This is a genomic window from Mameliella sp. AT18, assembly GCF_028807275.1.
GTDB classification, from domain to species: Bacteria; Pseudomonadota; Alphaproteobacteria; order Rhodobacterales; family Rhodobacteraceae; genus Antarctobacter; species Antarctobacter albus.
The window spans coordinates 61,997-68,622 of record NZ_JARAMO010000062.1 but is presented as its reverse complement, the minus strand read 5'-3'; the positions used below and the strand labels follow the sequence as shown (position 1 = coordinate 68,622).

General features: G+C 65.8%; 8 protein-coding genes. 2 read left to right on the top strand and 6 right to left on the bottom strand.

All coding sequences use genetic code 11. The annotated features are described in order from the left end of the window. Window positions 1–37 precede the first annotated feature (37 nt). Genes PVW46_RS08060 through PVW46_RS08035 form a run of 6 tightly spaced genes read right to left on the bottom strand, consistent with a single transcriptional unit; the run spans window position 38 to window position 4,817 of the window. On the bottom strand, window positions 38–727 hold the full coding sequence (locus tag PVW46_RS08060) for an ABC transporter ATP-binding protein (RefSeq protein WP_069209135.1): 690 nt from the start codon (window positions 725–727) through the stop codon (window positions 38–40). Continuing rightward, window positions 724–1,473 carry an ABC transporter ATP-binding protein gene (locus PVW46_RS08055; protein WP_069209134.1) on the bottom strand — a complete coding sequence of 250 codons (750 nt, stop codon included), beginning with the start codon at window positions 1,471–1,473 and terminating at the stop codon, window positions 724–726. Before PVW46_RS08055 ends, PVW46_RS08060 begins: the two co-directional genes overlap by 4 nt. Further along, window positions 1,466–2,449: a branched-chain amino acid ABC transporter permease gene (locus PVW46_RS08050; RefSeq protein ID WP_043136543.1), complete on the bottom strand. Its 984-nt coding sequence runs from the start codon at window positions 2,447–2,449 to the stop codon at window positions 1,466–1,468. The genes PVW46_RS08055 and PVW46_RS08050 overlap by 8 nt, the downstream gene beginning before the upstream one ends. Then, complete coding sequence (locus tag PVW46_RS08045) at window positions 2,446–3,366, bottom strand: branched-chain amino acid ABC transporter permease (protein WP_043136545.1); 921 nt, start codon at window positions 3,364–3,366, stop codon at window positions 2,446–2,448. Before PVW46_RS08045 ends, PVW46_RS08050 begins: the two co-directional genes overlap by 4 nt. Before the next feature lie 54 nt (window positions 3,367–3,420). Then, a complete protein-coding gene (locus PVW46_RS08040) occupies window positions 3,421–4,557 on the bottom strand; it encodes an ABC transporter substrate-binding protein (protein ID WP_083242248.1) in 1,137 nt (378 codons plus the stop codon). Between the two features lie 23 nt (window positions 4,558–4,580). After that, window positions 4,581–4,817 (bottom strand): Lrp/AsnC ligand binding domain-containing protein, encoded by a 237-nt coding sequence (locus PVW46_RS08035; RefSeq protein WP_043136551.1) that lies wholly within the window; start codon window positions 4,815–4,817, stop codon window positions 4,581–4,583. A 130-nt stretch (window positions 4,818–4,947) separates the two neighbouring features. Here PVW46_RS08035 and PVW46_RS08030 point away from each other — a divergent pair, with 130 nt between their 5' ends. Both PVW46_RS08030 and PVW46_RS08025 read left to right on the top strand, forming a co-directional pair. Continuing rightward, window positions 4,948–5,733 carry an SDR family NAD(P)-dependent oxidoreductase gene (locus PVW46_RS08030; RefSeq protein WP_069209132.1) on the top strand — a complete coding sequence of 262 codons (786 nt, stop codon included), beginning with the start codon at window positions 4,948–4,950 and terminating at the stop codon, window positions 5,731–5,733. A 10-nt stretch (window positions 5,734–5,743) separates the two neighbouring features. After that, the gene (locus tag PVW46_RS08025; RefSeq protein WP_069209131.1) at window positions 5,744–6,595 is read left to right on the top strand and encodes an SMP-30/gluconolactonase/LRE family protein; all 852 of its coding nucleotides are present in this window, start codon (window positions 5,744–5,746) and stop codon (window positions 6,593–6,595) included. Window positions 6,596–6,626: the final 31 nt, after the last annotated feature.

Genomic DNA, 6,626 nt, shown 5'->3' with positions numbered 1-6,626 from the left:
GTACGTTTTGTACAAAACGTACAAAACGCGACGGGGGTCAGACGCCCAGGTAGCGGTGCGCCAGTTCCGGGTCCAAGCCATCCAGCGCCCCGGTCCAGGCCGTGCGCCCCCGGTTCAGGATCACCGCCCGGTCAGAGACCTGCGTCAGTTCCTTCAGGCTCTTGTCGATGATCAGAATGGCCATGCCCGTCTCTCGTTTGAGCTGGCCGATGGCGTCCCAGATTTCCTGCCGGATCAGCGGCGCCAGCCCCTCTGTCGCCTCGTCCAGGATCAGCAGGCGCGGGTTCGTCATCAGCGCCCGGCCGATCGCCAGCATCTGCTGTTCGCCTCCCGACAGCGACCGCGCCACCTGTGTCCGGCGTTCGTCCAGGCGCGGAAACAACATGCCCACCTTGCCCATGTCCCAGGGGCCGGGACGGGCGGCGGCGGTCAGGTTCTCCTGCACCGTCAGGTCCGCGAAACAGCGCCGCCCCTCGGGCACCAGACCAATCCCAAGCCGCGCGGCGCGATGCGCGGGAAGGCGGCGCAAGTCATTGCCGTCAAAAAAAATATCCCCCTCGGCGCGCAGCAGGCGGCAGATGCATTTCACCGTGGTCGTCTTGCCCATGCCGTTGCGCCCCATCAGCGCCACGACCTCGCCCGAGGCGACCTGAAGGTCGACCCCGAACAGGGCCTGGCTGGCGCCGTAGGTGGCTTTCAGCCCTTCGACCTGCAAGAGCGCGCTCATGCCTCGTCCCCCAGGTAGGCTTCGCGCACGGCCTTGTCGCGGCGGATTTCCCCGACCGTTCCACTGGCGATCACGCGGCCATAGACCAGCACGCTGACCCGGTCGGCCAGCGCAAAGACCGCGTCCATGTCATGCTCCACCAGCAGGATCGGCGCCTGCGCCCGCAGCCCGTCCAGAAAGCCGGTCAGTTGCGCCGAGCCCTCGGTGCCCAGGCCCGCCATCGGCTCGTCCATGACAAAGGCGCGCGGTTCCAGCGTGAGCGCCACCGCCACCTCCAGCTTGCGCCGCTCTCCATGCGACAGCTCTGCCGCCCGCATCGCCCGTTGCCCGGCCAGTCCGACCCGCTCCAGCGCCGCCTCGGCCCGGTCCCGGATCGCCCGGTCACGCAGCACCGGGCGGAACATGCCAAAGGGGCGGCCCTGCGCGCCAAGCGCCCCCAGCGCGACGTTCTGGAGAACCGTGTCCTCCATCGCCAACTGACTGATCTGAAAGGTTCTTGCCAGCCCGGCGCGGGCGCGGGCCTGCACCGGCAGGCCGGTGACATCCCGGCCATCCAGCACCACCTGCCCGGCATCCGGGGCCAGCGCACCGCTGATCTGCGCGATCAGCGTCGACTTCCCGGCCCCGTTCGGACCGATGATGGCATGGATCTCTCCGGCGCGCAGCGAGATCGAGACGTCATCCGTCGCCTGCAGGGCGCCGAACGCCTTGCGCAGGTCCCTGGTTTCCAGGACCGCCTCAGCCATGCGCCCGCGCCTTTCCGGCGATCAACCCGATGACGCCGCCGCGTCCGAACAGAACGATGACCAGTAACAGCAGGCCGAACCAGATGTGCCAATAGTCGGACCAACCGCCGATGTAATGTTCCAGAACCACGAAGAGGCAGGCGCCGACGACCGGTCCGAACAGGCGCGCTGTGCCGCCGATGATGATGAAGACGATGAACTCTCCGGACAGTTGCCAGCTGAACATGGTGGGCGAGACAAAGCGGTTGAGGTCCGCGAACAGCGCACCCGCCAGCCCGGTGATCGCCCCCGAGATCGTAAAGGCGATAAGGCGCAGGCGGAACGGGTCCAGACCCACGGCGCGCACCCGGTCGGGCACCTGTCGCGCCGCGTTCAGCGCAAGGCCGAAGCGCGAGCGCGCCAGCGCACCGTTGAACCCCAGCGCCAGCACAAGTGCCGCAAGGCAAAGGCCGTAAAACTGGATCGGGATCAAGGTGTTGAGGCCGGGAAACCCGTTGCGGACATAGATCGACATGCCGTCCTCGCCGCCGTAGGCGGACCAGGAAATCGCGAAATAGTAGAACATCTGCCCGAAGGCGAGCGTGATCATGATGAAATAGACGCCGCTGGTGCGCAGCGACAGCAGGCCGATGACCAGCGCCGCCAGCGCCGAGGCGATCACCGCCACCAGCCAGATCACCGGCATGGACTTGGTGCCCTCGATCAGGAAGGGCGCCTCGAAGAGCGGCATGTAATTCTGCGCGTGAAAGGCGAGAATGCCCATCGCATAGCCCCCGATGCCGAAAAACACCGCGTGGCCAAGGCTGACGAGCCCGCCGACCCCCAGGGCGATGTTCAACCCCACCGCCGCCAGCGACAGGATCACGGCGCGGGTGGCCAGCGTGATGGTAAAGGGTTCGTCCGCCAGATGTGCATAGAGGGGCAGCGCGACGAGGCCCGCCAGGACGGCGAGGTTGAACAGGGTTTCACGGGTCATGCGCGTGCTCCGAACAGGCCCGTCGGGCGCCAGATCAGGACCACGGCCATCAGGATGTAGATCGCCATCGAGGAGAGCGAGGCGCCGGTCTGCGTGGCGGCGGCGGGCGCCATGAACAGCTTGAAGAGTTCGGGCAGGAAAACCGAGCCCAGCGTGTCCGTCAGCCCCACCAGCAGGGCGCCCACAAGCGCGCCCTTGATCGAGCCGATACCGCCAATCACGATGGTGACAAAGGCCAGGATCAGAACGGGTTCGCCCATGCCCACCTGCACCGATTGGATCGCGCCCACCAGCGCACCGGCCAGTCCCGCCAGCGCCGCTCCGAGCGCAAAGATGAAGGTATAGAGCCGGTCGATATCGACACCCAGCGCGGCGATCATTTCGCGGTCGTTTTCGCCGGCGCGGATCTGCACGCCGATCCGGGTCCGGGCGATCAGCCAGAAGAGGCCCGCCGCCACGGCAAGACCGGCGAGGATCAGCGTCAGCCGGTACAGCGGATACTCGATGCCGCCGGGCAGGGTCACGGGGCCGGACAGCGCATCCGGCACGTCGAGGTAGAGCGGAAATGAGCCAAAGACCCAGCGGGTGCCTTCCGAAAAGACGAGGATCAGCGCAAAGGTGGCCAGCACCTGGTCAAGGTGGTCGCGATCGTAGAGCCGCCGGATCACCACCAATTCGATCAATGCGCCGGCTGCCGCCGCGCCCGCCAGCGCGGCCACCAGTCCCAGCGCGAAGGACCCGGTTGCCGCCGCCGCCGCCGCCGCGCAAAAGGCGCCCACCATGTAGAGCGAGCCATGCGCCAGGTTGATCAACCCCATGACGCCGAAGATCAGCGTCAGCCCGGCCGCCATGAGGAAAAGCATGATGCCGGATTGCAGACCGTTCAGGATCTGCTCAAGGATCAGGGTGGTTGTCATGGGGAATGTCGTTGGGTCGGACGCCCCGGGACGGCCCCGGGGCGTACAGGTGTGTTACATCTTGCAGTCGTCGACGTAGGCGTTTGCGCGGTCTTCCATCGCGGTGGCGACGATCTTGTTGGTATAGATGTCGCCTTCCTTGATGACCTCGCGAACGTAGACGTTCTGGATCGGGTGGTTGTTGGCCGCGAAGGAGAATTTACCCCGCACGCTGTCGAACTCTGCCGCCTTGAGAGCTGCACCGAAACCGGCCTCGTCCGAGATATCGGCCTTGTCCAGCGCCGAGAGCATCAGGTTGGCTGTGTCATAGCCCTGCGCCGCGTAGATCGACGGAAGGCGGTCGTATTTCGCCTGGAATGCCTCGACAAATGCGGCATTGGCGGCGTTGTCCAGATCCTTGGACCAGGTCGAGGAGTTCTTGACCCCCAGCGCCGCGTCGCCCACCGCCTGCAGGATGCCCTGGTCAAAACTGAACGCCGGACCGACCAGCGGCAGGTCCACGCCCGAGTCCGCGTATTGCTTGAGGAAGGAGATGCCCATGCCGCCGGGCAGGAAGAAGAAGACGGAATCCGCGCCGCTGGCCCGGATCTGGGCGATTTCTGCGGCATAGTCGGTCTGGCCCAGCTTGGTATAGACCTCGCCCGCCAGGTCACCCTCGTAGAAGCGCTTGAAGCCGGTCAGGCTGTCCTGGCCCGCCGGATAGTTGGGCGCAAGGATGAAGGTGTTCTTGAACCCGGCCTGCGTCGCATAGGCGCCCGCGCCCTCGTGCAGGTTGTCGTTCTGGTAGGAGACCGAGAAATACCTGGCATTGCAGCCCCGCCCGGCCAGTTGCGCCGGCGCGGCGTTGGTCGAGAGATAGAACTTGCCCTGAGCCGTGGCCGAGGGCACCACCGCCATCGCGAGGTTGGACCAGACGATGCCGGTCAGCAGGTCGACCTTTTCCGACTGGATCATCTTGTCGGCCAGCTGCACGGCCACGTCGGGTTTGCGCTGGTCGTCTTCGATGACCACCTCGATGTCGGTCCGACCCGATTGTTCGATGGCCAGCATGAAGCCGTCGCGCGTGTCGATGCCCAGGCTTGCGCCACCGCCGGACAGCGTGGTGATCATGCCCACCTTGACCTCGGCCGCGGCCGGCAGGGCCAGGGCGGCGCAGAGCAGCCCGCCCATCGTCAATGTCTTGAGACTCATGGAATTCTCCCGGTTGTCAGATGTCAGAACGCGCGGAACGTCAGCGTCGTCAGCGTGCGTTCGATCCCGTCGATGTCCAGCAGGTTGTCGTTGATGAATTTGCCCGTGTCCTCTTCCTTTGGGATGTAGATCTTGAGGAGCAGGTCATACTCGCCGCTGGTCGAGTAGAGCTCGGAATGGATTTCGCGCAGGGCGATGTCGCCGGCCACGCGATAGGCGGTGCCGGGGCGGCATCGGATCTGGACGAATACGCAGTTCATGGAACCCTCCTTTCCGGTCGTGCGCCGACTAGACCCGATATCGCGCCATGATTCCAGCCCTTTGACAGGCTCTTGCGCGGAACGGTCTGCGCGGCGAGAGTGACAGGGATGTCTGCAGGGGAGAAAGCCAGTGACCGAACAACTTGCAGGGGGTGCGGCGTTCCCGGACCTGCGCGGCACGTCGGTCTTCATCACCGGCGGCGGCGCGGGGATCGGGGCCGCGCTGACCGAGGCTTTTCTTGAACAGGGGGCCCGGGTTGCCTTTTGCCAGCGGTCGGACGTGACTGTGTTCTGCGACCGAATGGAAACACGGCACGGCAACCGACCGCTGTTCCTGCAATGCGACGTCACGGATGAACCCGCTCTGCGCGCCGCGATGGCCGAGGCCGCCAGCGAACACGGCCCGATTACCGTGCTGGTCAACAACGCCGCCAACGACATCCGCCATGACACGCTGGAAATCAGTTCCGACGAATGGGACGATCTGATCGCGGTCAACCTGAAAAGCTATTTCCTGACCACGCAGATCGCAGTGCCGGGGATGATGGAGGCGGGCGGCGGCGCCATCGTCAATTTCAGTTCGATCAGCTACATGCTGGGCATGGCAGAGATGACGGCCTATACCACAGCCAACGGCGGGATCACCGCCATGACGCGGGGCCACGCGCGCGAATTCGGCCGCGACGGCATCCGCGTCAACGCGGTGGCGCCGGGCTGGGTGCTGACGGAACGCCAGTTGCGGCTCTGGGCCTCGCCCGAGGCGCTGGACGACTTCCTGACCAAGCAGTGTCTTGGCCGTCACCTGGAACCGGCGGATCTTGCCGGACCCGTGCTGTTCCTGGCCTCGCAGGCCAGCGCCATGATCACCGGACAATGCCTTGCCGTCGATGGCGGGGTTGTCACCACCGCCGCCTGAAGGATCGAAGATGCCCCAACCCGCCACTCTTTCCGCCACCCGCTGCACCCTTGGCGAAGGGGCGCTGTGGCACCCGGACCGGAACAGCTTTCTGTGGTTCGACATCCTGGGTCACCGGCTGTACGAACACGACGGGCAACAGGAACGTCACTGGCAGTTCGACCGGGCAGTGTCGGCGGCGGGTATCGTGGACGCCAAGCGCCTGCTGATCGCCTCCGAGAGGGACCTGTTCCTGTTCGATCTCGACGTCGCCACCGAAACCCGTCTTTGCGATCTCGAGGCCGACAATCCCGTCACGCGGTCCAACGATGGCCGTGCTGATCCGCTGGGTGGGTTCTGGATCGGGACGATGGGCTACGCGGGGGAAACCGGCGCCGGGGCGATCTATCGCTGGTACAAGGGAGAGCTGCGCAGGCTCTTTGCCCCGATCAGCATTCCCAACGCGATCTGTTTCGCCCCTGATGGCGGGCGGGCCTATTTCACGGACACGCCGACCGGGGTGATCCGCCGTGTCGCGCTGGATGCCGAGGGCTGGCCCACGGGCGACCCGGAGGACTGGCTGGACCTCCGGCCCGAGGGGCTGAACCCCGACGGTGCCGTGACGGATGCCGAGGGCAACTTCTGGAATGCGCAATGGGAGGCAAGCCGCGTCGCCTGTTACGCGCCGGACGGGCGTTTCCTGCGCGCACTGGACCTGCCGACGCCGCAGACGACCTGCCCGGCCTTCGGCGGACCGGAGTTCACCCGGCTGATGGTCACCTCTGCCGCCGAAGGCCGCCCGGATGAGGACAGGGCGGCAGGGAACACCTTTGTTTTTGAAACGGACGCGCAGGGCAGGGCAGAACCGCGCGTTCTTGTCTGACCCCGTCCCCGATGACCTACAGGGATTTGAC